The organism is Devosia subaequoris (genome assembly GCF_014197055.1).
In the GTDB taxonomy this organism is placed as follows: domain Bacteria; phylum Pseudomonadota; class Alphaproteobacteria; order Rhizobiales; family Devosiaceae; genus Devosia; species Devosia subaequoris.
Genome location: NZ_JACIEW010000001.1, coordinates 400,399 through 427,044, shown reverse-complemented (window position 1 = coordinate 427,044; position 26,646 = coordinate 400,399). Strand labels below are relative to the sequence as shown.

The 26,646-nt window shown below is 60.1% G+C and carries 25 protein-coding genes and 1 tRNA gene; 12 read left to right on the top strand and 14 right to left on the bottom strand.

Translation table 11 applies throughout. The features are described 5' to 3' along the window. Positions 1-84: 84 nt before the first annotated feature. From GGR20_RS02090 to ugpB, 7 genes are all read right to left on the bottom strand, one after another. Positions 85-870: an HAD family hydrolase gene (locus GGR20_RS02090; RefSeq protein ID WP_183309563.1), complete on the bottom strand. Its 786-nt coding sequence runs from the start codon at positions 868-870 to the stop codon at positions 85-87. Continuing rightward, complete coding sequence (locus tag GGR20_RS02085) at positions 867-1,613, bottom strand: DeoR/GlpR family DNA-binding transcription regulator (RefSeq protein ID WP_246349359.1); 747 nt, start codon at positions 1,611-1,613, stop codon at positions 867-869. The genes GGR20_RS02090 and GGR20_RS02085 overlap by 4 nt, the downstream gene beginning before the upstream one ends. Positions 1,614-1,654: 41 nt before the next feature. After that, positions 1,655-2,404, bottom strand: coding sequence for a glycerophosphoryl diester phosphodiesterase (locus tag GGR20_RS02080; RefSeq protein WP_420827423.1), 750 nt, complete (start codon positions 2,402-2,404; stop codon positions 1,655-1,657). Between the two features lie 39 nt (positions 2,405-2,443). Beyond that, positions 2,444-3,496 carry a sn-glycerol-3-phosphate import ATP-binding protein UgpC gene (locus tag GGR20_RS02075; protein WP_183309560.1) on the bottom strand — a complete coding sequence of 351 codons (1,053 nt, stop codon included), beginning with the start codon at positions 3,494-3,496 and terminating at the stop codon, positions 2,444-2,446. A 3-nt stretch (positions 3,497-3,499) separates the two neighbouring features. Beyond that, a complete protein-coding gene (gene ugpE, locus GGR20_RS02070) occupies positions 3,500-4,348 on the bottom strand; it encodes a sn-glycerol-3-phosphate ABC transporter permease UgpE (protein WP_183309559.1) in 849 nt (282 codons plus the stop codon). A gap of 12 nt (positions 4,349-4,360) precedes the next feature. Then, positions 4,361-5,245, bottom strand: a complete 885-nt coding sequence (gene ugpA, locus GGR20_RS02065) for a sn-glycerol-3-phosphate ABC transporter permease UgpA (protein ID WP_183309558.1) — start codon at positions 5,243-5,245, stop codon at positions 4,361-4,363. Between the two features lie 104 nt (positions 5,246-5,349). Then, on the bottom strand, positions 5,350-6,675 hold the full coding sequence (gene ugpB, locus GGR20_RS02060; protein WP_183309557.1) for a sn-glycerol-3-phosphate ABC transporter substrate-binding protein UgpB: 1,326 nt from the start codon (positions 6,673-6,675) through the stop codon (positions 5,350-5,352). Positions 6,676-6,967: 292 nt separating this feature from the next. Here ugpB and GGR20_RS02055 point away from each other — a divergent pair, with 292 nt between their 5' ends. Beyond that, positions 6,968-8,635, top strand: coding sequence for a Na/Pi cotransporter family protein (locus tag GGR20_RS02055; protein WP_183309556.1), 1,668 nt, complete (start codon positions 6,968-6,970; stop codon positions 8,633-8,635). Between the two features lie 49 nt (positions 8,636-8,684). Here GGR20_RS02055 and GGR20_RS02050 read toward each other — a convergent pair whose 3' ends face one another. From GGR20_RS02050 to GGR20_RS02040, 3 genes are all read right to left on the bottom strand, one after another. Further along, positions 8,685-9,704 (bottom strand): LacI family DNA-binding transcriptional regulator, encoded by a 1,020-nt coding sequence (locus GGR20_RS02050; RefSeq protein ID WP_183309555.1) that lies wholly within the window; start codon positions 9,702-9,704, stop codon positions 8,685-8,687. Positions 9,705-9,750: 46 nt separating this feature from the next. Then, positions 9,751-10,191 (bottom strand): VOC family protein, encoded by a 441-nt coding sequence (locus tag GGR20_RS02045; protein WP_183309554.1) that lies wholly within the window; start codon positions 10,189-10,191, stop codon positions 9,751-9,753. A 114-nt stretch (positions 10,192-10,305) separates the two neighbouring features. Next, positions 10,306-11,118: an aldo/keto reductase gene (locus tag GGR20_RS02040; protein ID WP_210283031.1), complete on the bottom strand. Its 813-nt coding sequence runs from the start codon at positions 11,116-11,118 to the stop codon at positions 10,306-10,308. 168 nt (positions 11,119-11,286) lie between these two features. Between GGR20_RS02040 and GGR20_RS02035 the strand changes: the two genes are divergently transcribed. The 8 genes from GGR20_RS02035 (at position 11,287) to GGR20_RS02000 (ending at position 18,394) form a co-directional block, all read left to right on the top strand. Next, positions 11,287-12,171, top strand: a complete 885-nt coding sequence (locus GGR20_RS02035; protein ID WP_183309553.1) for a carbohydrate ABC transporter permease — start codon at positions 11,287-11,289, stop codon at positions 12,169-12,171. After that, positions 12,168-13,103: a carbohydrate ABC transporter permease gene (locus GGR20_RS02030; protein WP_183309552.1), complete on the top strand. Its 936-nt coding sequence runs from the start codon at positions 12,168-12,170 to the stop codon at positions 13,101-13,103. Before GGR20_RS02035 ends, GGR20_RS02030 begins: the two co-directional genes overlap by 4 nt. 5 nt (positions 13,104-13,108) lie before the next feature. Further along, the gene (locus tag GGR20_RS02025; protein ID WP_183309551.1) at positions 13,109-14,206 is read left to right on the top strand and encodes an ABC transporter ATP-binding protein; all 1,098 of its coding nucleotides are present in this window, start codon (positions 13,109-13,111) and stop codon (positions 14,204-14,206) included. A 26-nt stretch (positions 14,207-14,232) separates the two neighbouring features. Next, the gene (locus tag GGR20_RS02020) at positions 14,233-15,471 is read left to right on the top strand and encodes an ABC transporter substrate-binding protein (protein ID WP_183309550.1); all 1,239 of its coding nucleotides are present in this window, start codon (positions 14,233-14,235) and stop codon (positions 15,469-15,471) included. Positions 15,472-15,559: 88 nt separating this feature from the next. Beyond that, positions 15,560-16,039 carry a VOC family protein gene (locus tag GGR20_RS02015; RefSeq protein WP_183309549.1) on the top strand — a complete coding sequence of 160 codons (480 nt, stop codon included), beginning with the start codon at positions 15,560-15,562 and terminating at the stop codon, positions 16,037-16,039. A gap of 55 nt (positions 16,040-16,094) precedes the next feature. Beyond that, positions 16,095-16,853, top strand: a complete 759-nt coding sequence (locus GGR20_RS02010; RefSeq protein ID WP_183309548.1) for a sugar phosphate isomerase/epimerase family protein — start codon at positions 16,095-16,097, stop codon at positions 16,851-16,853. Between the two features lie 48 nt (positions 16,854-16,901). Further along, a complete protein-coding gene (locus GGR20_RS02005; protein ID WP_183309547.1) occupies positions 16,902-17,462 on the top strand; it encodes a cupin domain-containing protein in 561 nt (186 codons plus the stop codon). A 35-nt stretch (positions 17,463-17,497) separates the two neighbouring features. Then, positions 17,498-18,394: a TolB family protein gene (locus tag GGR20_RS02000; protein WP_183309546.1), complete on the top strand. Its 897-nt coding sequence runs from the start codon at positions 17,498-17,500 to the stop codon at positions 18,392-18,394. Between the two features lie 21 nt (positions 18,395-18,415). Here the strand turns inward: GGR20_RS02000 and GGR20_RS01995 are convergent, their stop codons facing one another. Beyond that, the gene (locus GGR20_RS01995) at positions 18,416-18,829 is read right to left on the bottom strand and encodes an aldo-keto reductase family protein (RefSeq protein ID WP_183309545.1); all 414 of its coding nucleotides are present in this window, start codon (positions 18,827-18,829) and stop codon (positions 18,416-18,418) included. Positions 18,830-19,422: 593 nt separating this feature from the next. Between GGR20_RS01995 and GGR20_RS01990 the strand changes: the two genes are divergently transcribed. Beyond that, positions 19,423-19,499: transfer RNA gene (locus GGR20_RS01990), tRNA-Pro, on the top strand. A gap of 57 nt (positions 19,500-19,556) precedes the next feature. Further along, positions 19,557-20,531 carry a phosphotransferase enzyme family protein gene (locus tag GGR20_RS01985; RefSeq protein ID WP_183309544.1) on the top strand — a complete coding sequence of 325 codons (975 nt, stop codon included), beginning with the start codon at positions 19,557-19,559 and terminating at the stop codon, positions 20,529-20,531. Positions 20,532-20,701: 170 nt separating this feature from the next. Here the strand turns inward: GGR20_RS01985 and GGR20_RS01980 are convergent, their stop codons facing one another. From GGR20_RS01980 to GGR20_RS01970, 3 genes are all read right to left on the bottom strand, one after another. Next, a complete protein-coding gene (locus tag GGR20_RS01980; protein WP_183309543.1) occupies positions 20,702-22,216 on the bottom strand; it encodes an undecaprenyl-phosphate glucose phosphotransferase in 1,515 nt (504 codons plus the stop codon). 101 nt (positions 22,217-22,317) lie between these two features. After that, positions 22,318-23,448 carry a glycosyltransferase gene (locus tag GGR20_RS01975; protein ID WP_183309542.1) on the bottom strand — a complete coding sequence of 377 codons (1,131 nt, stop codon included), beginning with the start codon at positions 23,446-23,448 and terminating at the stop codon, positions 22,318-22,320. Next, positions 23,448-23,999: a polysaccharide biosynthesis/export family protein gene (locus GGR20_RS01970; RefSeq protein ID WP_183309541.1), complete on the bottom strand. Its 552-nt coding sequence runs from the start codon at positions 23,997-23,999 to the stop codon at positions 23,448-23,450. The genes GGR20_RS01975 and GGR20_RS01970 overlap by 1 nt, the downstream gene beginning before the upstream one ends. A 151-nt stretch (positions 24,000-24,150) precedes the next feature. On the opposite strand from GGR20_RS01970, the gene GGR20_RS01965 reads away from it, so the two are divergent. Then, the gene (locus GGR20_RS01965; RefSeq protein ID WP_183309540.1) at positions 24,151-26,637 is read left to right on the top strand and encodes a GumC family protein; all 2,487 of its coding nucleotides are present in this window, start codon (positions 24,151-24,153) and stop codon (positions 26,635-26,637) included. The last annotated feature ends 9 nt before the right edge of the window (positions 26,638-26,646 follow it).

Below are 26,646 nucleotides of genomic sequence, written 5' to 3'. Positions count from 1 at the left end.
CGCCTGCGTCGATCCCCATCCTGCCGACGCAGGCACGTCGGTCGGTATTGAACAAGCGGCCAACGTCGAGCGGCGCTTATGCCACTATAGCGGCGTGCTTGCTGTCCGCGCGGCGATGATCGCCTGCGCGATCTCGACGAAGCCGATACCCGCCTCACCGGTGGATATCCAGCGTGGCGGCGTCGGCAGGTGCTCGAGCACCGGGCCGATGTTCGCAACGCCAAAGGACTTAGTCACCATCGCGAACATGGGCGCGTCATTGCGTGAGTCTCCGACGAAGCTCACCGTGTCGGTAATCTCCTGTGCCATGATGCCCCATTGAGCTAGCAGGCGCTCGCTCATGGTCTGCTTGTTGTAAGCGCCGATCCAGGTGTTGATGTGCACCGAACTGATGGCAACCGTTCCGCCGATCTCCCGGATCTGCTGTGCCAGCGCTTCGACCTCCGATCGTGCCTTGCCGACGATGTCTATAGCCACATCGGCGACCCTGAGCCTTTGGTCATGGGCGAACCGGAACTCTCCCAGCAGCGGGCGCACGGCCTCGAGATGGTGCTGCTGTCGCCGCGCCTGCAACACCTCGTCCTCCCAGAACTGTATCTGTGCCGTGTTGCCTTTGCTGGTCATCAAGAAGGCGCCACTTTCGCCGATTGCGGCTGCAACCGGCCATGCCCGCACCATATGCTCGCACCAGCCCGCCGAGCCGCCGGTCACCGGGATTACCGACACCCCCGCATCGTGCAGGTCCCAGAGCGCCTGGAAGGTCTGCGGCAGCAGGCGCCCGCCTGTGGTCAGCGTGTCGTCGACATCGGTGAACAAGTAGCGCACGCCACGCAATTCGGCAGGCTGCGGGGACGGGCCTCGGAACTTCACAAATCGCCCCCGCAGATTTCAACCCGGATACCGGACGCTTCGAGGCTTTTGTGCACCCGTTCCTGATCGGGCAGTGCGTCGGTAAAGATGTGCGAAACGTCCGAAAACGGGACCACCCGCACCGAGGCGTCCCGCAACCATTTGCTCATATCCGCGACAAGAAACTGCTGGCGGGCATTCTCCACCAGCTTCATGGTCACCTGTGCTTCCGAGTAGCTGTAATCCAATATGCCTTTGCCGGCATTTAGCGCGCCGGCGCCGATCACAGCGTGAGAGGCGTAGAATTTGTCGAAATAGTGCAGTACATCGGCGCCCACGACGTCGCGGTCATTATGGCGCATGATGCCCCCGGTCATATGCACCTCGATCTGTGGCGCGTCACTCAGGGTCAGGGCGACGTCCATATTATTGGTGACGACCCTCAGGCTCTGATGGTCACGCAGGGCCGTGGCCACGAATTGTACCGTGGTGCCAATGCCGAGAAACACGGTCGAGCCGGACGGAATGGCCTCGGCGACGCGGTTCGCGATGCGCTGCTTTGCATCGCTGTTGAGAACGGCACGGGCGTTGACCGAAATATTGCGGGCCCCGACCGGAACATCCACCCCGCCGTGAAACCGGCGTGCATAGCCCAGGTCGCATAGCGCGTTGATGTCGCGTCTGATCGTCTGAGTCGTCAGCTCGTACCGCGCCGCAAGCTGCTCGATATATTGAGTGCCTTCCGCCTCGATCAGCGTCAACATATCTCGTTGTCGGTCCGAAAGCATGACCGGGGCGCCCTTTGCTATGCGAGGAACAGGCTGGGATCGTCGGTAATGACGCCCGCCAGACCGGCATCCCAGAATGACATCAGTTGCACTGGATTGTTGCAGGTCCAGGCGCGCACCTTGATGCCGCGTTTGCTGGTTTCCTTCAGCAGGCCAATGCTGAGGGCCTTGTAGTGCATGTGAATAGTGCTTGCCGGAATCGCCGCCAGTTGCGTCTCCCAGTCCTCCGGCGGACGTTCCCAAAGCATGGCCATTTCCAGCGCTGGTTCCAGCTTGTGCATGGCCCGCAGGGCCTCCGGATCGAAGCTCGATATCATGATCTCGGTCCGCGGCGCGCGCCGAGCGATGGCCGCCTGCACCGTCCGCACCAATTGATCCAACGATCGGTGATGGGCGTGCTGCTTGATCTCGACATTGGCGTTGAGGCCCAGTTCACCCAGTTCCACAATGACCGCATCAAGGGTCGGCAGCGGCTCCCCGACAAACGCGTCGTCGAACCAGCTTCCCGCATCCAGCCCATCCAGATCCGCGCGCCCCATGTCGCTGAGCGCGCCGCTTCCCGACGTTGTGCGGTCGATCGTGACATCATGGATCACCACCAGGGTCCCGTCGCCCAACAGGGCGACGTCCAGCTCAACCCATTTGGCCCCCTGCTCGGCGGCCTTGCGGAACGCCGCAAAGGTGTTTTCCGGTGCGAGGGCCGAGGCGCCGCGATGGGCCTGCACCTGATCTGGTCTGGGTCTGGGCATGGTCTGGATTGTCTTGATGCGTGCTGGAGTGTCCAAGTGTGCCTCTGCTTGCGCCGTCTAGCTGGCGTCTGTCCGCCGGCCTGTTTGCTGGTTGAAGGGGTGGATGTGCTCAGGGCGGGCATAGACCGTAATAGTCTCGCCCTCCGCCAGTTGCGGCCGTCCCTGCACCGTCAGAATGATCGGCTGCTCCGTGCCTGGGATTTGAACATGCAGATGGCTCTCGCCGCCGACCGGCTCAAGCAATTCCACCGTGCCTGCCAGCGACAGGGCATTTCCGTCGGGTCGCTCGATATGGAGCTGGTCCGGCCGTAGCCCGACAATGTCGGTGTCCGCATCCAGGTTCAGCGCCCCCGCATTCTCGCCGCCCGAGAGGGAGGCTGCCGGGATCAGGTTCATCGGCGGTGAGCCAATAAAGCCGGCGACAAATAGCGTTGCCGGACGGTCATAGACTTCGGTGGGCGTGCCGATCTGCTCGACCAGACCACCATTCATCACCACTAGCCGGTCGGCCAGGGTCATGGCTTCGAGCTGGTCGTGGGTTACATAGAGGCTCGTGGTTTTGAGGCGGCGTTGCAGCCGCCGGATTTCCACCCGCATCTGCACGCGCAGCTTGGCGTCGAGGTTGGACAGGGGTTCGTCGAACAGAAACGCAGCCGGCTCACGCACAATGGCGCGGCCCATGGCGACGCGCTGCCGCTGGCCGCCTGAAAGCTGGCGTGGCTTGCGCTCGAGAAGCGGTCCGATTTCGAGAATGTCGGCCGCATCCTGCACCCGGCGGTCGATTTCCGCGCGCGGCGTCCCGCGGTTCTTCAGGCCGTATTCCAGGTTTCCGCGCACGCTCATATGCGGATAAAGCGCATAGTTCTGAAACACCATGGCGATATCACGCTCGGCCGGTTCGGCACGCACCACGTCCTTGCCGCCGATCTCGATGCGGCCGGAGGTGACGGTTTCGAGCCCGGCCACCATGCGAAGCAATGTGGACTTGCCGCAGCCCGAGGGGCCCACGAGGACGATCAACTCGCCATCGGCAACGTTGAGATTGACACCTTTGACGGCCTGGACATTGCCGTAGTTCTTCTTGAGGTCGATCAGATCGATCGTGGCCATGGCTTATTTCTCCGTATCCACGAGGCCCTTGACGAACAGGCGCTGCATGAAGATGACGACAAGGACGGGGGGCAGCATGGCCAGGATCACCGAGGCCATGACGAGGTTCCACAGGGGTTCGGAATCGGCGGTCGCTGCCAGGCGCTTGATGCCCATGACCACCGTGTAATAGCGGCTGTCGGTGGTCACGAGCAGCGGCCAGAGATACTGCACCCAGCCATAAATGAAGAGGATGACGAACAGAGCCGCAATATTGGTGCGCGAGAGCGGCAACAGGATGTCGCGGAAGAACTTCATGGGGCCCGCTCCATCAACTCGCGCCGCCTCCATCAGTTCGTCAGGTACGGTGAGGAAGAACTGGCGGAACAGGAACGTAGCGGTCGCCGAGGCAATGAGCGGCAGCGTTAGTCCGACATAGGAATTGAGCAGCCCCAGATTGGCGACCACCGCAAAGGTGGGGATGATGCGCACCTCGACCGGCAGCATCAGGGTGATGAAGATGATCCAGAACGCCAGCAGCCGGAACGGGAACTTGAAGAACACGATCGCATAGGCCGAGAGCAGCGAGATGGCGATCTTGCCCACGGCAATCACGATGGCGATGATCGTCGAGTTCATCAGCATGATCGATACTGGCGGCGCGCCGGCCGTGGAAATGCCCTGGGTGAGCATGCGGCCGTAATTTTCCAGCATGTGCGGACCGGGCAGCAGGGGCACGAGCCCGCGCATGAAGTCCCCGCTGCCATGCGTCGAGGCAATGAAGGCGAGATAGACGGGGAAGACGACAACAACGACGCCGACGATCAGCACCAGATGGGTGAGCAGGCTGAGCCAGGGGCGATTTTCGACCATTCTCTTGGCTCCTTAATATTGAACGCGCCGCTCGATATAGCGGAACTGGATTGCGGTGAGGGCGATGACAATCAGCATCAGCACGACCGACTGGGCGGCCGAAGAACCGATATTGAGGCCGAGGAAACCGTCGGCATAAACCTTGTAGACCAGGATGTTCGTCGCTTGGTTTGGCCCGCCACTGGTGGTGGCGTCGATCAGGCCGAATGTGTCGAACATGGCGTAGTTGATGTTGACGATCAGCAGAAAGAAGGTCGTCGGCGAAAGGAGCGGAAAGACAATGGTCCAGAACCGTTTGAAGGGACCGGCGCCATCAATGGCCGCTGCTTCATTGAGCGATTGCGGCACTGACTGCAGCCCGGCGACGAAGAACAGGAAATTGTACGAAATCTGTTTCCAGCTCGCTGCAATCACGACGAGGATCATCGCCTGATTGCCATCGACGCGATGGTTCCAGTCGATCCCCAGGCCACGCAGCATGTAGGGCGCGATGCCGATCGTGGGGTTGAACATGAACCACCACAAGATGCCCACGACTACCGGGGCCACTGCATAGGGCCAGACAAGAAGAGTCGTATAGGCGCGATTGGATTTCAGCACACGGTTGACCGCCACCGCCAGCAGCAGCGACAGGCTCATCGACAGCAGCGTCACCGAAATCGCGAACACCGCTGTCTTGGTGAGAGAGTTGAGGTAACCGGGCTCGGAAAACAGTCGCGTGTAGTTCTCGAACCAGATGAAAGTCGTGCGGAACCCAAACGGGTCTTCGCGCTCAAAGGACGATTTGACCGCCTGGGCAGCAGGCCAGATGAAAAAGATCAGCGTCACGGCCAGTTGCGGCGCCAACAGCGCATAGGGCAACAGCTTGTTTGGAAAGATTGTGCGCTTGGTTTGCATGGGCCGAGAGCTCCCCCGATGGTCACGACTGGAAGGTCCGGGCGGCTTGTCGGCCGCCCGGGTGGATCGTCCCGCCTGCAGTCAGCGGGACAATCCGGGGAGGTTCAGCTATTGGCCGCTTCGAAGTCGCGCAGGATCTGGTTGCCGCGTTCGACGGCGGCATCGAGGGCCTCCTGGGCCGACTTGTCGCCCGAGAGCAGCGCTTCGAACTCTTCATCGATCACAGTCCTGACCTGGGTCAGATTGCCGAAGCGAAGACCCTTAGAATTGGCCGAGGGCGTGCCGCGCGTGATCTGGTTGATGGCGATTTCCGAGCCTGGATTGGCTTCGTAGTAGCCCTGCTCCTTACCCAACTCGTAAGCGGCATTGGTAATCGGCAGGTAGCCGGTTGCCTGGTGCCACTCGGCCTGGACTTCCGGGCTTGAGAGATAGGTAAAGAACTGAGCAACACCTTCATAAACTGCCGGGTCCTTGCCATTGAGCGCCCAAAGCGTAGCGCCGCCGATGATCGAGTTTTTCGGTTCATCGATCTCGTCTTCGTAATAGGGCAGGGGGGCAAAGCCGACTTCGAAATCGCCCGAATTGTTGATCACGCCGGCGCGCGAGGCCGAAGAGTTCATGTAGATGGCGCATTCCTGCGAGTAGAACTTCGGCGGTGCGTCGCCACCACCCACCGGTCCCCCATATTCGAACAGGCCTTCATCGGCCCATTTCTTGAGGTTCTCCCAGTGTTTGACCTGCACCGGGCCATTGAATGTGAACTCGGTGCCCAAACCGCCGAAGCCGTTCTCCATCGTGCCATAGGGCTGGTCATGGATGGCCGAGAGGTTTTCGAGCTGCACCCAGCTTACCCAACCAGTGGTAAAGCCGCAGGGAGCAGCACCAGATTCCATTATTTGCCGGCTCATCGTTTCCAGCTCGCCCCAAGTCTTGGGCGGCGTTTCGGGATCGAGGCCCGCTGCGGCGAACACGTCCTTGTTGTAATACATGATCGGGGTGGAAGAGTTGAACGGCATGGACAGGATGTTGCCATCGGTATCCGAGTAATAGCCGGTGACTGGCGCCAGGAACCCACTTGGATCCCATGGCTCGCCATTCTCGGCCATTAGCTGATAGACCGGATTTACTGCGCCTTCGGCGGCCATCATCGTGCCGGTGCCGACTTCAAAGACCTGCACAATGGCGGGCTGTTCATTGGCCCGGAACGCTGCAATCGCTGCGGTGAGTGTCTCGGGGTAGGTGCCCTTGTAACTTGGGACCACGACAAATTCGTCCTGGCTGTCGTTGAAGCCCTGGGCAATGGCTTCCAGCCGCTGGCCCAGTTCGGCGTCCATGGCGTGCCACCAGGCGATTTCTGTCTGAGCGAAGCTCGGCGTTGCGGTAATCATCGCAGCCAGTCCCGCTGACAGGAACAATGCGTTCTTGAACATGCTCTCTCCCTTTTATGTGTTTCGCTGAGGCCTCCCTGCCTCAGGACGAGGCCGAATTGGAGCCGAGCCATGTCACATTTGCAACCAAAAATTGTTCATTTGAACATTCAAGCAGCAGTTCTGCGCTCATGCCTTTCGATAAGCCCATGAAATATCAATATGTTGAGTTGTGTCAGTCGTGCGCGTGCCAAATGTTCACAACGATGGCTGCAGCGCATTGCAAAGGTATGTTCATCTGAACATGATGAGATAGCGGGCTGCGAATGCTAGAGTCGGAGGGCGAGGAGACTGAATGTACTTCATAATTGTGCACCTGGTGGCTGCCATTGTCCTGCTGCTCTGGGCCGTTCGCATGGTGCGCACCGCGGTCGAGCGGGCCTACTCCGCCCAGTTGAAACGCACACTGGCCCGGGCGGAGAAAAGCGCGCTGGCGGCGGCATCTGTTGGCGCGGTGATGGCGGTCGCTCTGCAAAGCTCGACCGCCGTGGCAGCGCTGGCGTCGGGGTTTGCCTCTGGCGGTTTGCTGGCTGGCGCCACCGGTCTGGCCCTGGTGCTCGGCGCCTATTTCGGCTCTGCCATTGTCGCGAGCATTCTCTCATTTGACCTCTCGCTCCTCATCGCGCCACTGATCATCGTCGGGGGTGTATTGTTCCTGCGTGGTAATGAGCGCCGCACCAAGCAAATGGGGCGCATGGTACTGGGCATCGCCTTCGTCCTCCTGTCCCTGCAGATGGTCTCGGAGGCCACAGCCCCATGGCGTGACAGCGAATTGCTCGGTACGGCGGTGAATTATCTCAAGAACGATCCGTGGACGGGCTTTCTCATAGCGGCCCTGGTGACCTGGCTGTCTTATTCTTCGGTGGCCAGCGTGCTGGTCATCATCACCTTCGGAGCGGCTGGCATCATTCCGCTGGAGATCGCCACGGCATTGGTGCTGGGCGCCAATCTTGGCGGTACATTGATCGCCTACGGCATGACCCGGGGTGGCGATGTGCGGGCGCGCCGCATCGCCATTGGCGCGCTCATGCTGCGCGGCGGGGCGGCGATGACGTGTCTTGTTCTTCTGCAGATCTGGCCTCTTTCGGCCATTGGTCTGCCAGGCAATGTCGGCCAGCAGGCCAGCCTGCTCCATATCGTCTTCAACTTCGTCGTCATGCTCATCGGTCTGCCGCTCTCGGCGCCCGTTTCTGCCCTGTTGAACCGGCTCGTGCTGGATGCGCCGGCTGGAGACGGCGGCGACGTCGCCCGTTTCCGTCTGACCGCTCTGTCAGGCGGCCACAGGGGCAATGTCGACATGGCTCTCGCCAGCGCCACCCGGGAATTGCTGCGCATGAGTGAAATGGTCGAGGTCATGCTGCAACCTGTCATCGAGATCCTCAAATCCGGCGACAAGATTGCCATCCGCCGAGTCAAGGGTCTGGAGCCCGAGGTGGATCAATCCAATTCATCGATCAAGTTGTTCTTGGCCCAACTCGACTGGGAACTGATGGACGAGAGCCAGACTGCTCGCGCCTCAGGCCTGAGCAATTATGCCGTCAGTCTCGAACAGGCAGCCGATATCATTGCCCGCCCCATCCTGCGGGTCGCCGACCAATTGGTCGCAAGGCGCCTGACCTTTTCAGAAGAAGGCTGGGCCGAGCTCATCGATCTTCACGCCCGCGTCCTGAGCAATCTGCAATTGGCCCTCAACGTGCTGATCTCCGAAGATCTGGAATCAGCGCGACAATTGGTGGCCGAAAAGGATGCGGTCGGCGTCATGGAGCGTCAGAGCATGGGCGGACATTTCTCCCGCCTGCGTTCGGGCAATCCCAACAGTTTCGAAACCAGCGAACTACACCTCGAGACCGTCCGCTCGCTGCGCCGCATCAATTCGCTGATCTGCGGCATCGCCTATTCGATACTGAGCGAACACGGCGAACTGCTCGGCTCCCGCCTCGCCAGGCGCCCTGCCGTTCGCTAGGGGGAGAGCATGCGCGAAGGAAGGTATCTCGACACTAAGGTCCGGGCCCCTAAAGGCGCCGCTGCGTGCTTTCCCTGACAATCAATTCGGGATCGATCAAGGTGACGTTAGGCTCGGGCAAGGCGCCTTCGGTGCCAATCAGTTCGATCAGGCGGGCCACCGCCAGATCGGTCACCAGCCGGATCTCGTAGTTTACACTGGTCAGAGGTGTTGCGGCGTGCTCTGCGAACTCGATGTTGTCGAAGCCTACGATGGCGACATCTTCCGGCACCTGAAGACCATTCTTTTGGGTCCAGCGTAGCGCGCCAAGGGCCAGGGAATCGTTAGCCGTGAAGACCGCCGAAGGGCGGTCGGCCAGGCGCATCAGCTTGTCCATGGCCCAATAGCCCCGGATGACGGAGTGCCCCTGCGGATCGGCAGACAAAGTCGGGTCGGGACTCAATCCCGCTTCCGTGAGCGCGGCAACATATCCATCGCGTTTTTCGTGATTGCCCATCGGGTTGGAGCTATCGATGATTCCAATCCGCTTGTGTCCCATCTCAATCAGATGGCGCACGGCGCGATAGGCACCACGCCGCTCGTCGACCGAGACGGCATCCACACCCGCGTCTGGATCAGCAACCAGCAGGACAACCGGATAATGGGCCCGACGCAATTGCCGAATATGATCGAGTTCCCGGTGGCTGCGCGGGTAGATCAACATGCCGTCTACCTGGCGCGACTGGAACATGGCAATGACCCGTTTTTCCTCATCCAGATCATTGTTGGAGGTGGCGAAAAGGGTGGAGTAGCCCCGTTCGGCAAGGGCGAGTTCGATGGACTGGGCGGCCTGGGTCAGCGCAGGGTTGGTGATGTCGGTCAGGACCAGCCCGATGGTCTTGGTTTCCCGGCTGACCAGGGATTTGGCCACCTGGTTGGGCATGTAGTTGAGGTCGCGCGCGGCATCGCGGATGCGGATGGCAGTGTCCTCGGGAATGCGGGGGCTGCCGCGCAGGGCGAGACTGACCGTGTTCACTGAGAAGCCGGTCTTGTCTGCAACATCCTTCAATCGAACAATCGGTCTGCCCAAGCTGCCTCGTCCCCCATTCGCGGTGCGATCGATGCGATTGAATGGATTATGCCGGCTCTTGGTGCAAGCGGCGAATGGCCTGTAATTGCAGGCAATCCTGCGCCATTTCCATCAGTTCGATCCGGTTGCCGTCCGGGTCCTCGATCCACGCCTGGCGGTTTCCATCGAGGCCAGGCTTGATCTCTGAGGTCAGGGCAATGCCGGCCGCCTTGACCCGCTCAGTCGTGCCGTCCAGGTCCTCGATCGTGAAGCACATGTGGTTCACGCCATTGGCATTCCAGCCGGGGGCCCGATCGTTCTCGGCGCCGGGAAAGATTTCAAGATACTGATCGTCGGTTATGCGCAGATAGACCAGCCAGGTCTCGCCATTGTCGTGCTTGAGGCGCAGCATTTCTGGGAAACCGAGGCGGTCGCGATAGAAGTCGAGCGACCGGTCCAGATCCGTGACCTTGATCGCTACATGGCCAATGCCGACGACACCAAGCATAATATCCTCCTGGCCCTTTGGGCTGCTGTGAACAAGGTCAGCCTCGCTGACGTTGTATGATCGTTAATACGCTGCGTCATGGCAGTTTGCGCCGATACTGTCAACTTGGCCGGCTCAGTCCCAATCCGGGCCCCAATCGGGCGCAATGGCGCGCAGGTTGCGATCTCGCGTCTCGATCAGTGCGATGTCTTCGGGCGACAATTGCAAGCGTTGTGCTGAAAAATTCGAGACAATTCGTTCCGGTTTTCCTGAGGTGGGAATGGCGGCATATCCCTTGGCCAGTTCAAAGGCGAGAGCGAGTTGCTCGGGGCTGGAATTATAGCGTTCTGCCATGTCGACCAGCACAGCGTCATCGCCCAATCGTCCATGCGCTATCGGTTGATAGCATGTCACCAGGATGCCGTGGTCGACGCAATACTTAGCCAATTTCTTGTTTTGGATGAATGGGTTGAGTTCAACTTGGTTGGTCGCGATGCGACCCTCGCCGGCTATGGAGCGGGCTTGGTCAAGCAGGGCGATGGTGAAGTTGGAGACGCCAACAAACCGGGTCAGTCCGCTATCCTGCGCCTCCAGCAGGGGCTCAAGATATTCCGCCAGGGGTTGGGTGCCGTTGGGGGAGGGCCAGTGCAGCAGCGTCAGATCTACCTGGTCGACGTCCAGCCGAACCAGGCTCTCTTCGAGGGATGGGGTCAGGCGGCCTTCGCCATAATTGTCGGTGGAAATCTTGGTGGTCAGGAACACCTCGTCACGCGCCAGTCCAGACTGTTTAAGGGCGGTGCCGACCTCGGTCTCGGTGTCATAGGTTTGCGCTGTGTCCAGGTGACGGTAGCCGGCCTCCAGGGCGCACAGGATGGCTTCGATGCCTTCGGCGTTCCAGCGACCATAGGTCCCGAAACCGAGGCGTGGCATAACATCATGTAGTTTCAAACTTAATTCCTCCCAGGAAACATGCTCATCGGTGCCCCGGCGCGAAAATGCTGCATTTTTGCCATTGGCCGGTTGACGTTCTGCAAATTATGCCTCTAGATTAACGCTAATACAACACCCGGATAAGAACTCTGATTGCAGGGCGGCCGGGTCAGTGGGAGGACCTTCATGCGCTGGAGCCGCATAGCGCCCCAACTTGCCCTGACGCCGGCCTTGGTTATCACCGCGGTTGCGTTTGTCGGGTCGATTGGCTGGACCATCTATCTCTCATTCACGCGCAGCCGCCGCCTGCCGGAATATGGCATCGACTGGTCCGAGTGGGGTCGGCAGTATGACCGTCTGTTTCGCGATACCGGATGGGAGATTTCGCTCCGCAATCTGATTGTGCTCGGCCTGGGCAGCGCGCTGGCCATTGTCTTCGGCTTCATTCTCGCCGCGATGATCGACAAGGAAAAGCGCGGCGAAAGCTTCTTTCGTACGGTCTTTCTTTATCCGCTGGCGGTGTCGCTGATCGTCACAGGCGCCGCCTGGCGCTGGATCCTCAATCCGACGCTGGGCGCGCAGAGCTTCCTGCGCAGCCTCGGTTGGGACGTGGATTTCAACTGGCTCGCCCAAGGCGATACGGCGATGTACGCCATCATTCTGGCTTCGGTCTGGCAGAGCGCCGGCTTCTACATGGCGCTCATGCTGGCTGGCCTTAAAGGCATTAATACCGAGATCTGGAGCGCTGCAAAGCTCGACGGCGTACCCCTCTGGCGGGTCTATGTCGAGATCATCATTCCGATGATGAAGTTCACCTTCATCACCTGCGCCATTCTGCTCTCGCTCGGCGTCATCAAGGCCTATGACGTGGTCGTTGCCATGACCAATGGCGGTCCGGGACAGAGCACCTGGGTGCCGGCCTATTTCACCATCAACGCCCTCTCGGCCAAGTCCAATCTCGGCTACGCCTCGGCCGCAGCGGTGATGATGCTGGTGATCACTCTGGTCGTTTTCATTCCTTTGGTTGCCCTCACCGTGTGGCAACAGCGCAAGCGGGAGGCCGCCCGATGAGCCAAGTTTCCGTTTCCGAACGTGCGGCTATCGCCGGCGAAGTGCCGGTGACCCGGGCGCCCTATTTCGTACGCAAGAAAAAGGGTATCACCCCGCGCTCCATTGCAGTTCTGGTCTTCCTGACCATCTGTGCCCTGTTCTTCTGTGTGCCGCTTTATGTGGTGGTGGTCACCTCGTTCAAGACCATGGATCAGATCCGCGAAGGCGCGATCTTCACGCTGCCCCATATCTGGACGCTGGAAGCCTGGGATCACGCCTGGAACCATGCCTGTTCGGGCATCAAGTGCGACGGTCTCAAGGTCGGCTTCTGGAATTCGGTCTCGATTCTCTTTCCTTCGCTGATCCTGTCGATTTCGCTGGCCATGGTCACCGGGTTTGCCCTGGCCTTGTGGAATGTGCGCTGGGCCGGGGGCTTCCTGTTCCTGCTGTTCATCTGCGCCTTCGTGCCCTTCCAGATCATCATGTATCCGCTGATCGTGATGACCACGACCACCAAGATCTACGGCACGCTCTGGGCGGTTGCGGTGATCCATGCCGTGCTGGCCATGCCGGTGCTGACGCTGATCTTCCGCAATTACTACAAGGATATTCCCACCGAGATCATGTCGGCGGCGATGATGGACTCGGGCTCGTTCTGGCGCATCTTCTTCGAGATCATCGTGCCCATGAGCGGCAATATCCTGATCGTGGTGCTGATCCTGCAGATCACCAATATTTGGAACGATTACCTGATCGGGGTGACCTTCGGCGGCCTTACCGGCCAGCCCATGACTGTCAATCTGGCCAATCTGATCACCATTTCCACGGGCACGACCAACTATGCCCACAACATGGCGGCAGCGCTGCTCACGGCCATTCCGCCTCTCGTCGTCTATTTCCTCGTCGGCAAGCTCTTCGTCCAGGGCGTGACCGCCGGCGCCATCAAGGGTTAGTGCCAATGCCTGCCGTCAGTTTCGAGCATATCGTCAAGCGTTATGGCGCGGTCACCGTGCTGGACGACCTGAACCTTTCCATCGAGGACGGTGATTTCCTGGTGCTGCTCGGGCCATCCGGTTGCGGCAAGACCACCTTGCTCAACCTGCTGGCCGGCCTGCTGGAAGTCAGCGATGGCCGCATCATGATCGGCGAGAGGGATGTCACCGAGCTCGATCCCAAGGATCGCGGGCTGGCCATGGTGTTCCAGTCCTATGCGCTCTATCCGACCAAGACCGTGCGGGGGAATCTCAAGTTCGGGCTGGCGGCCAGCAAGCTGCCCAGCGAAGAAGTCGAGCGTCGCATCGCCTGGGTCGCGAGAATGCTGCAGATCGAGCCTCTACTGGATCGCAAGCCGGCCCAGCTCTCGGGTGGACAGCGCCAGCGCGTCGCCATTGGTCGGGCCATCATCAAGAAGGTCGATGTCTTTCTCTTTGACGAGCCGCTGAGCAACCTCGATGCCAAGCTGCGCACCGAGATGCGGTTGGAGATCAAGAAGCTGCATGACGAACTGAGTTCGACCGTCGTTTACGTCACGCACGATCAGATCGAAGCCATGACCATGGCGACCAAGATTGCTGTGATGGATGGCGGGGTGATCCAGCAATTCGGAACGCCTGACGAAGTCTATGAGTATCCCGCCAACCTGTTCGTCGCCGGGTTCATTGGTGCCCCCGCCATGAATATGCGTGCCGCGACGCTGGCCGTGAAGGAGGGAAAGATCGAAGCCGTGTTTACCTCCGGTATGCGCCTGGATGTCTCGGACTATCCGTTCCAGGGCCGGGCCAAGGACGGGCTGCCGATTGTGGTGGGGATGCGCCCCGAACATTTCACGGTCGGCGCGCCGGCTGGCGGGGGCGCGAGCCAGTTCTCTTTACCGGTGCTGTCGGCTGAGCGCACTGGATCGGATGCGACACTATACCTGACCTTCGAAGACGAAATGCTTGCGCTCCGGGTCGCTCCTGACCTCGCAGCAGGCCTCAACGTCGGTAGCACCGTGCCGGTGCAGTTCATGTCCGGCAAGGTCAACCTTTTCGACGCCCAGACCGGGCGGCGGATTTAGCCAACATCATTAGGGAGGAAACCAAGATGTTGAAGTCGATCCTGGGTGGCGTCACCGCTGCTCTCATGCTCAGCTCCGCGGCCAATGCCACGGACCTCATCATCTACCACAATTGGTCTTCGGGCCCGGAAGTGGCAGCACTTAACGTTCTCAAAGATGGCCTCGAAGCAAAGGGCCACACCTGGACGGACATTGCCATTCCGCACAATACCGGTTCCAACGTGAACCTGATGAACCTGGTCACCGGCGGCACGCCGCCCAATGTGTTCCTCGAATCCAGCCCCGGGGTCTATCGCGATCTGGCCGCTCTTGGCCTAGCACGGCCGCTGACCGAGTTCTTCAAGAAGCAGGGAATTCTCGAACATTTCCCGTCTTCCGTGGTCAGCTCGATCACCGTAGACGGCGAGATCATGAAGATCCCCACGGCCATCCATATCGATGGCATGGCCTACTACAACATGGAAGTTGCCGCGGATGCCGGGGTCGATCCGACCGCCTGGGACTCGCTTGATGCCATGTTCGCCGATTTCCAGAAGGTGCGTGACGCGGGCTATATCCCGGTCGCGATTGGCGGCCAGCAGTGGCAGGTCGGCTATCTGGTGCATGCCCTGGCCGCAGCCACCGGTGGCCCCGAATTCTACAACGCCATTTATGGCGGCGAACCAGATCCATCGGTTCTCGACAGCGACGAAATGCGGACGCTGCTCGAAACGCTGCGCCGCTTCCAACAAGAGGCCGATGAAGGCTCGGCCAACCGCGAATGGAATGTGACTACCAACATGGTGATCACTGGCCAGGCCCTGATGCAGATCCATGGCGACTGGATGAAGGGTGAATGGAACGCGGCCGGCAAGACTGCCGGGACCGATTTCGGCTGTATCCAGATTCCGGGCGCCAAGGCTGTGCCGGTCACCGTTGACAGCTGGGGCATTCTGGGCGGTCAGCCAGATGAAGTGGACGCGGCTGAACTCGACTTCGCCGCAGTCGTTGCCGACCCCCAGGTACAGGCCGACTTCGCCAGCGCCAAGGGCTCGACTCCGACCCGGCTCGATGCACCCTCCGAAGTGTTGGACGCCTGCTCGGTCGAAGTGCTCCGCATTCTCGAAGACGCGGACCATCAAGTGCCGAACCCGCATTCGACTGTCGACGCCGACTGGCAGAACTCGCTCTGGGATGTCGTGTTCAACTTCTGGAGCGACCCGTCCATGAGCGTGGACGACGCCATTGCGCAGATCCAGGACAGCTACGAAACCATCCTGGGCTAACGCCTACTTCCCTCCCAGCGACGTCTGGCGACCCGGAGCCTTTGGGCTCCGGGCCGCCCGGCACCCGCCAACGCAACGGAAAACGAACATGGACAAGCGCCTGCTTGATGAAGACGAAGTGATGCAGATCTGCTTCGTCACCGACGATGTGGTCAAATCGGCCCAGTGGTTCTCGGACCTCACCGGAAAACCTATGCCCCAGGAGGGCAGGGCGGCCGAACCGGAGGAAGCCAAGGCCATCTACAATGGCCAGTCAGCCGAGGTCGGCTGCCGGATCATGATGTTCAAGTTCGGCAACATCGATGTCGAGTTTCTCCAACCTGGTCCGGAAAAAAGCGCATGGCGCGATCTGCTCGAAGAGAAAGGTCCCGGCTGTCACCATATCGCGTTCCGCACCAGGAATCTGACCAAGCGCGATGCCTATCTGGAGTCAAAGGGCCACAAGCTGCTGCAGCGGGGCGAGTTCGATGGCAGCCATGGTCGCTACGCCTACTACGACACGGTCAAGGATCTGGGCGTGATGATCGAATTGCTCGAATTCGACAAAGACAAAGAAGCCCAGCCCTGATCTGCGCTGAGCGCGCTGCGCGAAGGCGGCGCCTCTCAATCTACCGGATTATTCGATGACCTACCGCAAAGCCTATCAGCTCTATTCATCACGCAACTTTCCGCCGCTGGCCGACCAGCTCCCCATTCTCAAGGACATGGGCTACGATGCCATCGAGCCGTGGCTGCCTGCCTATGAAGAAAACCCAGCGCTGTTCCGGCGACGGCTCGATGATGCAGGGCTGGGTTGTTATGGCTTCCACATGCCATTGTCCGGCCTGGTCAATGAACCGGACAGGTTCATCGAGATCGCCCAGACATTGGGCGCCACCTACCTGATCCCGCCCTATGTCACCGCCGAAGAGCGTGAGCCGACCGTCGCCTACTGGCGCGGACTTGGAGAAAAGCTGGCACGCGGCGCCGAGGCGGCTGCCAGGCATGGCCTGCAAGTGGCCTGGCACAATCACGATTTCGAGTTTGTGCCGCTTGAGGATGGATCGCGTCCTATCGATCATATCTTCGATGCTGGCGGCTCAGATGTGAAATTCGAGATTGACTGCGGGTGGATCGTGCGCGCCGGTGCGGACCCTGCCGTGGAGTTGGAGAAGTTTGCCGACCGGATCGTCGTCATCCAGACCAAGGACACCGCTCCGCTTGGCACCAAAGAGGATGATGGCTGGACCGCCACGGGTGATGGCATAATCGACTGGACGGCGCTGGTCCCGCTGTTCCGCAAGACCAGAGCCGATCATATAGTTACCGAACACGACAACCCCAGTGACTGGCAGGCCTTCGCGCGCCGCTCTATCGAGCACCTCAAGGTGTTGGGGCTGTAGCCACCACATTTGGCTGGAACCGGCGTGTCGCCGAAAGAGGAGGACAACATGGTCCATTCTACAGAATCCCATTGGTCCAAACCCAGTGGCATGCTGCCCAACAGCCGTTTTCCGCTTCTGGTTTATCGCAATGGCGTCGAAGGTGGTGGCGAAGAGGCGGTGCGCGCGCGCTTCCGCGCCTGTGGCTGGCTGAATAATTGGCGCTATCCGGGCATCTACAACTATCCGCACTTCCATTCCACCACACATGAATGTCTGGGTGTGGCGGCTGGCTGGATGGTGCTTGACCTGTTCGGCAAGGGCGGGCAGCGTCTGAAATTCTCGGCTGGCGATGTCGTGCTGATGCCCGCTGGAGTGTCACATGCCATGGTCGATCAGTCTGACGATGTCATGGTTGTGGGCGGCTACCCCGATGGGCGCGACTGGGACAATATCCAGGAGAACCACATCACCGAAGAAACCCGCCGCGCAGCTGCGAAGCGCATCATGATGCTGCCTATTCCTGAGCGAGACCCGGTATTCGGAAAGCCTTTGCAGGAGTGGATTGACGCGCCCTCTTCGGTCGATGCTGCCCTCAACGATTTCCGCGATGGCCTTGACCCGGTCTAATCCGCATCAACGGCATCATCCACTCAGGATATAGCATGAGCTTCAAGTTTCCTCGCCGCGGTCGCAGCCTCGGCCAAGACCAATCCGCAGAGCTGACAATCATTGACTTGGACGGCAATCAGCAGGTGATCTTCACCGCCGACGAAGTGATCGAAGCGCCAAACTGGACGCCGGACGGAAACTGGCTGGTGTTCAATGCCGGCGGCAAACTATTCCGTATTGCTGTCACGGGTGGCCAGCCGGAACTCATCGATACCGGCGATCTGGCCGATCTCAACAATGACCATGTGCTCTCGCCGGACGGATCGACCGCTTATGTGAGCTCCGATGATGGTCACCTTTACGCGGTGCCGCTCGTGGGCGGGACGCCGCGCCGAGTATCAAACGAACACGCAACCCCGCATCACTACTACCTGCACGGCATCTCGCCGGATGGTGAGACCTTGTCCTACGTCGCTGTTGAAAGTCCTGCCGGCGAACGAATGGTCAATATCTTCACCATCCCTGCGGTAGGCGGTCCCGACGAGCGGATCACCAATGTGAAAGTGCCAAACGACGGCCCCGAATATTCACCGGATGGCGTCTGGCTCTATTTCAATTCCGAACTGGCGGCATCTCAGCCCGGGCATGCACAGATTTTCCGCATAAAGTCTGACGATGGCAGCGGCCTCGAGCAGTTGACCTTCGACAGTCGGGTTAACTGGTTTCCGCACATCTCGCCCGATGGACAGCACCTGGTTTATCTCAGCTATCCTGAAGGCACGGTCGGGCATCCGCCGGACAAGGATGTCGAGTTGCGACTGATGGCTCCGGATGGTGGCGACCACAGCGTGTTAGCGCGCTTCTTCGGCGGGCAGGGGACCATCAATGTCAATTCCTGGGCGCCGGACAGCCAGCGGCTGGCCTTCGTTTCATACCCAATCAGCAGCTGATAACGGTCCCTTGGTCGATCGTCAGAGGACAACCCACCGAGGGCGCGTGATCAGGGGACGATGTGACCGGCAGCCCCGAACAGGCTGTACCATCCTTCGCGCGTCAGTTTGACCTCCGTGCCCGCCGCAAACCTTGCCGGATGCTTCGAGATTGTCGATAGCTCGACGACCTCCTCGGACTGACCAGCGCGTCTGGGCGATGCAGCAGCAAGGCGTCGAGATAATCAGTCTGGCCGCCAAGGATTCGTCGAAGGTCTTGAGGATGTGGTCGCGGGAAAAATCGAACCTGCCGTGTCGGATGCCGGCCGTGCTCTGAATGAAGATCGCTTCGCGCTCGGTAGGCGAAAGTGTCACCGCCTCGCCGAAGCGCTCTTCGCATCGATGGCGCTCGCCGCCATAGACGTAGGTATGGTCGAAGACGGTGAATGTCGACATCGCGGGCGGTATCGTACAGGTCGCGGATTTCAGCATTGTCCATCTTGGCAACGCGCATTAACCTGACGCTGGACACCTTGAGATCGCTCGTGGGCACTTCGTTGTTTTTCATGGACGGGCCTTATTAATTCCGCTCAGCGCAAGGGACATATAGGCGCAGTTGTGGTTTTCCTTCTTGACCTTGCGGTTTGAAAAGGGGCCTTCAAACGCTGGCGCGAACCGCTTCGATCGACCAATTTCTCGATCTGCTGCCCATTGATGGCGTAAGTTGACAACAATCGCGTCGGCGGTGAGCCGGGCTGGGGCGAATTGCGGACAATTTGTGGATACCAGTATGATTCTTCGGGGCTTTGGCGCCAAGCCAGCCTTTCTGCTCTACATGCCGAGCGGTTGAGGCCACGCCAACTTTCGCACGCATCCGTAACCGACGCTTGTTCCAACTGCGTGGAACGAACCGGGAATGACACGCCTATACCCGTGGGACTTTTTGTCCCGCGCCCTGCAATTCAGACCCATTTTGTTCTGGTTTGTTCACACCCACTTCAAAAACGGGGTTGCGCTAAAGGCCCGGAATCTCTATGTCTCCGCGCAGTCGGGGCGTAGCGCAGCCTGGTAGCGCATTTGTCTGGGGGACAAAGGGTCGTCGGTTCAAATCCGGCCGCTCCGACCATTCACTCTGAAACGACTTCCTGGGGCCGGTAGCGTTGTGCCCAAGCCGGAGCCGGCCATGCCGCTACAGTTGAGCGACCTGGATAACGCCATCGCCCACTGGGTCGAGTTGGCAGGCGCTCAGGGACGGCTGATCAACCATTCCGAAAATCACACATTTCTTTTTTCGGCGCCACAGGGCGAAGCCTATTGTCTGCGCGTACACCGACCGGCCTATCAGAGCGTGGCTAATATCGAAAGCGAGCTGGCCTGGCTCGCGGCGCTGCATCGGCAGACAGATCTGCTCATCCCCGAGCCCATTGCCGGCAAGGATGGCAGGTTGCTGCAACGCTTCAAAACGGCGGCTGGCGACGTCCTTCACGCGGTCCTTTTCCACTTCATTCCCGGACATGAGCCGACGCCGGAAAGCAATCTGGTCGACCTCTTCGCAGTGCTCGGCCGCTATGCGGCAGGCCTGCACAAACATGTCATAGACTGGCCGCTCCCAGCAGGTTTCGAGCGTCAGGCTTGGACGGCCGACGCCATCCTTGACGTCGATGGGCTGTGGGGCGACTGGCGCACGGCGCCGGGTGTGACCACGGAGGTGCGCGACGTGCTCGATCGCGCACAATTACTGTTGCGGCAGCGCCTGGCTGACTACGGCACGGGGGCGGACCGTTACGGCCTGATCCACGCAGATATGCGACTGGGCAACCTGCTGGTCGAGGGTGATCGAGTCTCCCTGATCGATTTCGATGATTGCGGGTTCTGCTGGTTCGGCTACGATTTTGCCGCGGCCATTTCATTTCATGAGACGCATAAGGCGGTGCCGGCGCTCAAGGCCGCGTGGCTCGAGGCGTACCAAGTCATTCGCCCACTTTCCACAGAAGATATCGATATGCTCGAATCCATGGTGATGCTGCGCCGCATGGCTCTGCTGGCCTGGATTGGATCGCACTCGGAAACCAACTTGGCGCAGACGCATGTCGACGGGTTTGCAGAGGGCACCGTGGAACTGGCGCAACGCTATCTTTCGGGCGCCATCTGGCCCTGATGTCTGGCCGGCCGCTGCGATGTCACGACTTTCACCGCCAGTCCGACGATAATTGCGGACACTTCGGCAGTGTCGACGGCCATTTCGTCAAGGAAGGGGCCGCGCATCGCCTTTGGCGAGCCAATGCACACGTTCCGGCAAGGCGCAAGGCAATGACGTTTGTCTTATGACTAATAGGCGTTTTCCGAGGTGAACAGACGCAGCGGCGTCATCAGGACAATGTAGAGATCGAACAGGATCGACCAATGCTCGATATAATAGAGGTCATGGTTCACCCGCTGCATGATCTTGTCGATCGTGTCGGTTTCCCCCCGCCATCCATTGATCTGTGCCCAGCCGGTCATCCCCGGCTTGACGCGATGCCGCGCAAAATAGCCCTCCACGGCCTCGTAGTAGAGCTGATTGGCGGCCTTGGCCTGCAAGGCATGGGGACGGGGCCCGACCACTGAGAGCTCGCCTTTAAGCACGTTGAATATCTGCGGCAGCTCATCGATGGAGGTGCGGCGGATGAATTTGCCAACCCGGGTGACGCGCGGATCATCCTTGGTCACCAGCTTGGCCGCATCATTGTCGAGCATGTCGGTTCGCATTGAGCGGAACTTGTAGATGCGGATCAGCTCATTGTTGAAGCCGTGCCGGTTCTGGACAAAGAAGACCGGACCTTTGCTCTCAAGCTTGATGGCGATGGCCGCCATGATCATGATTGGCGAAAGCAGGATCAGCGCCGTCAGGGCGACCGTCTTGTCGAAGACCCATTTGAAGACCAGGTGCCAGTCCGAGATCGGACGATCGGCCATATCCAGCACCGGAAGTTCGCCGACATAGGAATAGGCCTTTTCCGTGAAGCGCAGCTTGCTCATATGCGCCGAAAGGCGGATATCGACGGGCAGCACCCAAAGCTGGGTTAGCATGTCGAGAACCCGTTTCTCGGCCGAGAGCGGCATGGAGACGATCACGAGGTCCACCGGCGTGCGCCGTGCAAACTCGATGAGTTCGGAGACCTTGCCCAGCTTCTCATAGCCCGAAACCATGTCGGGCGAGCGTTCGCCGACGCGATCATCAAACAGGCCAAGCAGGTTAATATCTTTCTCCGCCCCGGCCTTAATCTGATCGATCAGAACAGCCGCGTCATCCCCACCACCGACAATGACCGTTCGCCGCTTGAGGCGACCCTGAGCTGTCCAGCGCAGAACAAGGCCACGCAAGATCTGCCGATAGATCACCAGCAGCGCAGCACCGCTTACAAACCAGCTCAACAGCCATACTCGGGAGACCATGTCGCCGGCCTTGAAAAAGAACAGACCTACCGTCAGGATCAGCATGACGCCAACCCAGGCGCCAAGCACACGTCCCATCTGCGGGATAGCCGTACGATACGCGGCGATACGGTGCGATCGGACAGCGTTGAACGCAATATTGGCAATCAGCACGCTTGCGAGGATTACCGGAATGTAGAACTCATCATGCCGGGGCTCTACATAGGCGAGGTGAATCCCATAGCCGAGCAGCGCCAGCAACACGGCTTCGATGATCTGTGCAATCCCGGCAATTACCGCGCCCGAAAGCGTACGCTCCACCGGCGCAGAAATGATGCGTTCGGCACTGTCTGACAGCCGCGCGTCACCCGAAGCGGGGTTGCGGGACGAGTGGTCCTCAAAGGCTTTCTTGGGGTCGACACGAAACATGAGGCTTACCGGCGCTTTCTGGTTTTGCCCAGCATGATGGCGCCGCAGACCTTTATACTCGGTGAAATCGCGTAGGACGGTATCGTGAAATCCCCGAAAGGTTACCGTCGGGTTGCACCGCGATAGAGCCCTTCAATCGCGCCGGCCATGCGTTTCACCGAGAAGCCGGCCTTGATATGAACAAGCCGCGCGCGCATTTCTGACCGTGCGCCATCGGGGTCGGCCAGTACCCGCCCCATCGCGTCGGCTAGGCGCTTCGCGCTGTTCGGCTCGATCAGGCGGTCCGCTGTCGGCCCGAATATCTCGGCGATGCCGCCCACGCGGGTGGCGATCACGGGCAGTTGCGCTGCGGCAGCCTCCATGACCACATAGGGCAGGGACTCTGCCAGGGATGGCACCACGGCGCAGCGGCCGCGCGCAAAAACGCTGCGCGCAGGCTGTGAACCGACAAGGTCGACCCGGTCCGCAATGTTCAGTGCGCGAATGCGGGCTTCCAGGGCGCTGCGCCCGGGCCCGTCTCCGGCCATCACGAGCCGTGCAGGCTGGCCATCCGGACGCGTGACCTGGGCGAGCGCATCGACCAGCGGAAAAATTCCTTTCAGATTCCGCAATTCTCCAACGAAAACGAAGTCTGCAGCATCGGCTTGCGGGGTTATCGGCTCGAATTCTTCGGGACGCAGGCCATTGTGGATGACCGCGCTATGACACGTCGGTGCGCCGATCAGCGCCGAGTAGGTCCGCTGGGCATAGGCACTCTCGAAGATGATTGCTTCGGTCCGGCGCATCAGATGGCGTTCAATACCGTGAAACAGACGCCCCGACGGTTTGTTGGCGGGAAAATGCAGAACGCCGCCATGCGGTGTGTAGAAGACCTTGACCTTGTGGCGACCATAGCTTGCCAACCGAGCGTAAAAGCCACCCTTGGCCCCGTGTCCATGCAGGATATCCACCTTGAGCCGCCGCGCCAGCGCGGTTACGGCAAATGGCGTACGAAGATCGCCACTTCCGAACTGGCGCGGCATTGGCAGCCGGTGGATGCCAAGGGACGCATGCTGTTCAAGCGCGGTGAGCAAGGTTTCCGTCTGCGTGTCACTTGCTACGCTGTCGACGACAAGGCCGATCTCGTGGCCCTGTGTGGCAAGATAACGTGTCAGGTCCGCAACATGTCGGAATAACCCGCCGACTGGCGCGCGCAGGATTTGCAGTATGCGCAGGTCACCAGCTGCTGACACTAGAACCAGCGCTCCTGCACCACGATGGTATCGCCGGGGAAAATGGGGAAGTCGAGATTGACCGCGCCCTTGACCATTTCATTGCCCTGGCGGCGATAGACGACCGCCCGGTTGCGGTCGGCCGTCTCGGTATATCCGCCGGCCGTGCTGATCGCGGCCCGCACTGTCATGCCGTAAACATAGGGAAACTGGCCGGCCGACTTAATTTCGCCCTGGATAAAGAAGGGGCGGTACTGATCGATTTCCACGGCAACGTCAGGATTGCGCATATAACCATTTGCCAAGGACCGGGCCAGCCTCTGTGCGGCGACCTCGGTAGTGCTGCCGCGTACCGGCACCGGCCCGACGAGCGGAAAGGCAATCGCACCCTTGTCGTCGACCTTGTAAGTCTTGCTCAGCTCCGCATCGCCATAAACGGAAACCCGAACGACGTCGCCCGTGTCGAGCTGGTACGGTCCCTTGGTTTCGACCAGATAGCTTGCAGGGCGCGTTGTGGCGCAGCCGGTCAGCGTCAGTGACATGATGACGGCAATGAGTGGTAGCCAGCGCATAGGAATCCTGAGCTTTCGAATTGCCTGTAGTCTGGTCTTACATGGTTAAGAATTCGCTTATGGGCGTGCCTTTGGATTGCGCGTTGCGAGGTCGGTTAACTCAATGTTGACCATGACCGGAGTAAGTCTACGGCACTATTGGGGGGCCGCTATGACCTACGAACAACCACCTATGGATGATACGCGGATCGATATGGCGGCCCTGCTATCAGCAATTGTGCGGAAATTGCCCCGCATTCTGCTGGTCGCACTCGGTCTGCTGGTTGTGACATTTGTCGTGTTGCTGTTCCAGCCGCGCATGTACGAGTCGACTTCGGCCATTCTCGTTGAGCCGCGATCCAGCCCTTATGTTCGCGCCTCCAATGAGTCGGCGCCTTCCTCTTCAGGCAATGAAGTCGGTGTTGTCTCCAGCCAGATCGAGTTGCTGAAGTCTCGCGATACCCTGCTCGGCGTGATCGATGCCCTGGATCTCCGTTCAGTCGCTGAGTTCAACGGCGTCGCTTCCGGCTTTTCGCCTGTCGCGATGATCACGCAGATCGTCGGCAGGCGCGCCGCGACCCCCGGCAGCATCGACCAGAAAGTGCTCGCAGCATTGTATGATCGGCTTGAAGTTGTCCAGGAGAGGGATTCAAGGATCATTTCGGTGACGGTCAGCACCACCGACCCGGAACTTTCCGCTCGGATCGCCAACGCCGTGGCCTCGGCCCATGTCGCCCGCCGTGCCCAGCTTTCCATCTCCGATACGGCGGATGCGTCCGGCTGGCTGCGCGCGGAAATCGACCGGCTGCGCGTTTCGGTGCAGGAAGCCGAATCCGCAGTGGCGAATTTCCGGATTGAGAATGACCTGTTTACCGGGCAGAACAATACCAGCCTGCTCGACCAGCAATTGTCCAATATCTCGTCACAGATCACTGCTGCACAGGAGCGCAAGAACACCGCCACGTCGCGCGCAGCCCTGATCCGTGGTTTGATCGAGCGTGGTCAGCCTATTGAGGGTGTGGCCGATGTGCGCGATTCCGTCGTCATTCAGCGACTCAGCGAGGAAAAAGCCCGGTTGCAGGGTGAGCGGGCACAGCGCTCGGCAACCATGCTTTTCAACCATCCCTCCATTCGGGCACTGAATGCCCAGATCGCCGAACTCGACAGTCAGCTTCGTATTGAGGGCGCCCGTGTTGCCGATGCGCTTGAGGCCGAGGCGCAGATCGAATCGGATCTCGCCGCATCCCTGGAGGCGGATTTGGCACGGGTCAAATCCAGTGCATCGCTGGCAACGCGCGAAACTGTAGCTCTTGATGGTCTGGAGCGCGAAGCCAAGGCTCAGCGCGATCTGCTCGAGGCCTATCTGCTGCGCTTCAATGAGGCCTCCTCGCGCGTCGATTCCAACTCTGCGCTGCCTGATGTCCGGGTGGTTTCGGAAGCTGCGCCCTCGGTCGCCCCGGCCTCCCCCAAAACGTCCTTCATCATGCTGGCCGTCGGCGTCGTTTCGGTCATTGTCCAGGTCGGCGCCGTCGCTTTTGGCGAGCTGATGTCTGGGCGCGCGCTGGCGCCAGTCGTGCGCAGGCCCGTGGCCACGGATGCGCTTGAAGAATCGCCCTTCGATGCCGACGAGCTAGAGCCCGAACAGCGCTGGGACGACGAGCGCGAGGCAAGTGAGGCTGAAGCGATCGGGCAGCCTGATGCTGCTGATAATGGCCAGTCTGACCCCGTCGAACTGGCCGACGCCGTCGCGCAGCTCGATGAAATTGACGAGCCGGCTCTCACTGCAGATGAGGGGTCACCTTCAGAGATGGAGCGCGCTCCGGAAGCTGCTGAATTGCCGGACCAGACCGTAGAACGGCCGCGGTCGGCCTCCGAGCCGCAAGAACATGAACATTTAGGCCTGACAGAGCCAAGGGTCGACACGTCCAGCCAGTACATTCGCAACTTGTCCGCAGAAGTGTCTGGCCTGCAACGCGAAGTGATCCCCCCCGCTCCGGCGCTATCTGCTTCTTGGGACGACGAGCCGGAATTGCCGCCGACCTCCCAACACGATTGGTCTGCCGAGACCCCGTTGGATGAACTGGGGGTGATGCACAAGGCGTCTGCCACTTCGGAGATCATCCGCTCTGCCGATCTGGTTTCTGACTTGGTCCTGGGCCGCACGCATCTGCTCCTGCTGGCCGACCATCTTTCCGGCACGGCGAGCCGCATGCTGGCAGAAAATCTGGTGGGTAATGCCATCTCCCGCGGGCTCAGCGTCGCCCTGATCGATGCTGGCACTGGTCAGCGTACCACCGAAACCGGGATCAGCGATCTGAGCAATGGCCATGCCGGCTTCGGCGATGTGGTACAGAAGTCGGCAGACAATGGCTTTGCCGAGGTGACCTGGGGCACCGGCACCAGCATCGATCACCAGTCCAGCCGGCCTGCTACGCTGGTTGAAGCTCTGGGGGACATCTACGAAGTCGTGATCGTGGTGACGGGCAGGGTAGGCGGCGCCTCCTCGCTTGATATGTTTGTTGAACTCGGCGGCCGAGTCGTTCTGGTTGCCGATAGCGAAGCCGAACTGGACAGCGCGAAATCGGCGCGCCGGGTGCTTGAAGACGCAGGTCTGACCCGGGTCGAGATCGCTGCCCTGGCAGAGCCGGTGGCAGCCTGATCGCCCGGA

Excerpts from the sequence above, each read along its gene's own strand:
- GGR20_RS02085 (WP_246349359.1), bottom strand. The coding sequence starts at position 1,613 with ATGTTGACGCTGATCGAGGCGGAAGGCACTCAATATATCGAGCAGCTT.
- GGR20_RS02075 (WP_183309560.1), bottom strand. The coding sequence starts at position 3,496 with ATGGCCACGATCGATCTGATCGACCTCAAGAAGAACTACGGCAATGTC.
- ugpE (WP_183309559.1), bottom strand. The coding sequence starts at position 4,348 with ATGGTCGAAAATCGCCCCTGGCTCAGCCTGCTCACCCATCTGGTGCTG.
- ugpA (WP_183309558.1), bottom strand. The coding sequence starts at position 5,245 with ATGCAAACCAAGCGCACAATCTTTCCAAACAAGCTGTTGCCCTATGCG.
- ugpB (WP_183309557.1), bottom strand. The coding sequence starts at position 6,675 with ATGTTCAAGAACGCATTGTTCCTGTCAGCGGGACTGGCTGCGATGATT.
- GGR20_RS02055 (WP_183309556.1), top strand. The coding sequence starts at position 6,968 with ATGTACTTCATAATTGTGCACCTGGTGGCTGCCATTGTCCTGCTGCTC.
- GGR20_RS02045 (WP_183309554.1), bottom strand. The coding sequence starts at position 10,191 with ATGCTTGGTGTCGTCGGCATTGGCCATGTAGCGATCAAGGTCACGGAT.
- GGR20_RS02035 (WP_183309553.1), top strand. The coding sequence starts at position 11,287 with ATGCGCTGGAGCCGCATAGCGCCCCAACTTGCCCTGACGCCGGCCTTG.
- GGR20_RS02030 (WP_183309552.1), top strand. The coding sequence starts at position 12,168 with ATGAGCCAAGTTTCCGTTTCCGAACGTGCGGCTATCGCCGGCGAAGTG.
- GGR20_RS02025 (WP_183309551.1), top strand. The coding sequence starts at position 13,109 with ATGCCTGCCGTCAGTTTCGAGCATATCGTCAAGCGTTATGGCGCGGTC.
- GGR20_RS02020 (WP_183309550.1), top strand. The coding sequence starts at position 14,233 with ATGTTGAAGTCGATCCTGGGTGGCGTCACCGCTGCTCTCATGCTCAGC.
- GGR20_RS02015 (WP_183309549.1), top strand. The coding sequence starts at position 15,560 with ATGGACAAGCGCCTGCTTGATGAAGACGAAGTGATGCAGATCTGCTTC.
- GGR20_RS02010 (WP_183309548.1), top strand. The coding sequence starts at position 16,095 with ATGACCTACCGCAAAGCCTATCAGCTCTATTCATCACGCAACTTTCCG.
- GGR20_RS02005 (WP_183309547.1), top strand. The coding sequence starts at position 16,902 with ATGGTCCATTCTACAGAATCCCATTGGTCCAAACCCAGTGGCATGCTG.
- GGR20_RS02000 (WP_183309546.1), top strand. The coding sequence starts at position 17,498 with ATGAGCTTCAAGTTTCCTCGCCGCGGTCGCAGCCTCGGCCAAGACCAA.
- GGR20_RS01995 (WP_183309545.1), bottom strand. The coding sequence starts at position 18,829 with ATGTCGACATTCACCGTCTTCGACCATACCTACGTCTATGGCGGCGAG.
- GGR20_RS01985 (WP_183309544.1), top strand. The coding sequence starts at position 19,557 with ATGCCGCTACAGTTGAGCGACCTGGATAACGCCATCGCCCACTGGGTC.
- GGR20_RS01980 (WP_183309543.1), bottom strand. The coding sequence starts at position 22,216 with ATGTTTCGTGTCGACCCCAAGAAAGCCTTTGAGGACCACTCGTCCCGC.
- GGR20_RS01970 (WP_183309541.1), bottom strand. The coding sequence starts at position 23,999 with ATGCGCTGGCTACCACTCATTGCCGTCATCATGTCACTGACGCTGACC.
- GGR20_RS01965 (WP_183309540.1), top strand. The coding sequence starts at position 24,151 with ATGACCTACGAACAACCACCTATGGATGATACGCGGATCGATATGGCG.